This is a genomic window from Pectobacterium peruviense (assembly GCF_002847345.1).
Classification (GTDB): Bacteria; Pseudomonadota; Gammaproteobacteria; order Enterobacterales; family Enterobacteriaceae; genus Pectobacterium; species Pectobacterium peruviense.
In genome coordinates, this window is sequence record NZ_LXFV01000043.1 from 1 (window position 1) to 1,631 (window position 1,631).

1 pseudogene is annotated in these 1,631 nt (G+C 60.2%); it reads right to left on the reverse strand.

Annotation, left to right across the window (positions count from 1 at the left end):
• Positions 1-1,631 (reverse strand): annotated as a pseudogene (gene tkt, locus A0G03_RS20355) (transketolase); the annotation flags it as partial.

The window sequence follows — 1,631 nt, forward strand, 5'->3', positions numbered from 1 at the left end:
GCAATCAGGATGAGTTCCGGCTGGCCGTCGCTGTCTTTCAGCACATAACCACCCTTCACCACGTTCGCCAGCTGTTCGGCGGTACGCGTCTGTTGCGCCAGATTCTGACGGGACAGGATAAGTGACGTCGGGCCGTCCTGACGCTCAATCGCGTATTTCCACGCCACCGCCGTTTCTACCTGGTCTGCTGGACGCCAGTTGCTCATGTTCGGCGTCACACGCAGGCTGGCCAGCTGTTCAACCGGCTGGTGCGTCGGGCCGTCTTCGCCCAGACCGATGGAGTCGTGGGTGTAGACGTAGATGCTGCGGATTTTCATCAGCGCCGCCATACGCACCGCATTACGCGCGTATTCTACAAACATCAGGAAGGTCGCGGTGTACGGCACAAAGCCACCGTGCAGCGCAATTCCGTTGGCAATGGCCGTCATGCCGAACTCGCGCACGCCGTAGTGGATATAATTGCCCGCGTGGTCTTTATCCAGCGATACCGAGCCGGACCAGATGGTCAGGTTGCTCGGGGCCAGGTCGGCAGAGCCGCCCAGGAATTCCGGCAGCAGTTTGCCGTAGGCTTCCAGTGCATTCTGTGACGCTTTACGGCTGGCAATTTTCGCCGGATTGGCCTGCAGGTCTTCGATAATTTCTGTGCGTCTGCCTGCCAGTGGGTCGGCAGTTCACCGCCGGTACGGCGTGTGAATTCAGCAGCCAGCTCAGGGTACGCGCTGGCGTAGGCGGCAAACGCCTCGTCCCAGGCCGCTTCCTTACGCTGACCGGCCGGTTTGGCATCCCAGGCGGCATAAATGTCGGCCGGAATATCAAACGGCGCGTGCGTCCAGCCCAGCTGTTCGCGGGACGCCGCGACTTCAGCCTCGCCCAGTGGTGCACCATGAGAGTCGTGCGTACCGGCCTTGTTTGGTGAACCGAAACCAATCACGGTTTTGCACATCAGCAGCGACGGCTTGTCGGTCACCAGCTGTGCTTCGCCGATGGCGCGTTTAATCGCGTCTGCATCGTGACCGTCCACGCCGCGCACTACGTGCCAGCCGTAGGCTTCAAAAGCGGGCGGCGGTATCGTCGGTAAACCAGCCTTCTACGTGGCCGTCGATGGAGATGCCGTTGTCATCATAAAACGCGGTCAGTTTGCCGAGCTTCATGGTGCCGGCCAGCGAGCAGACTTCGTGAGAAATCCCTTCCATCATGCAGCCGTCACCGAGAAAGGTGTAAGTATGATGGTTAACAATGTCGTGGCCCGGGCGGTTGAACTGCGCCGCCAGCGTGCGCTCGGCAATCGCCATACCCACCGCGTTGGCAACACCCTGACCCAGCGGGCCGGTGGTGGTTTCGACGCCAGCGGTGTAGCCGTATTCAGGGTGACCCGGAGTTTTGGAATGCAGCTGACGGAAGTTTTTCAGTTCTTCAATCGGCAGGTCGTAGCCGGAGAGGTGCAACAGGCTGTAAATCAGCATGGACGCATGACCGTTGGACAGCACGAAGCGGTCGCGGTTGGCCCAGTTGGGGTTAGCCGGATTATGGTTAAGATAATCACGCCACAGCACTTCGGCGATATCGGCCATGCCCATCGGTGCGCCCGGGTGACCGGATTTGGCTTTCTGCACCCCATCCATGCTCAGCGC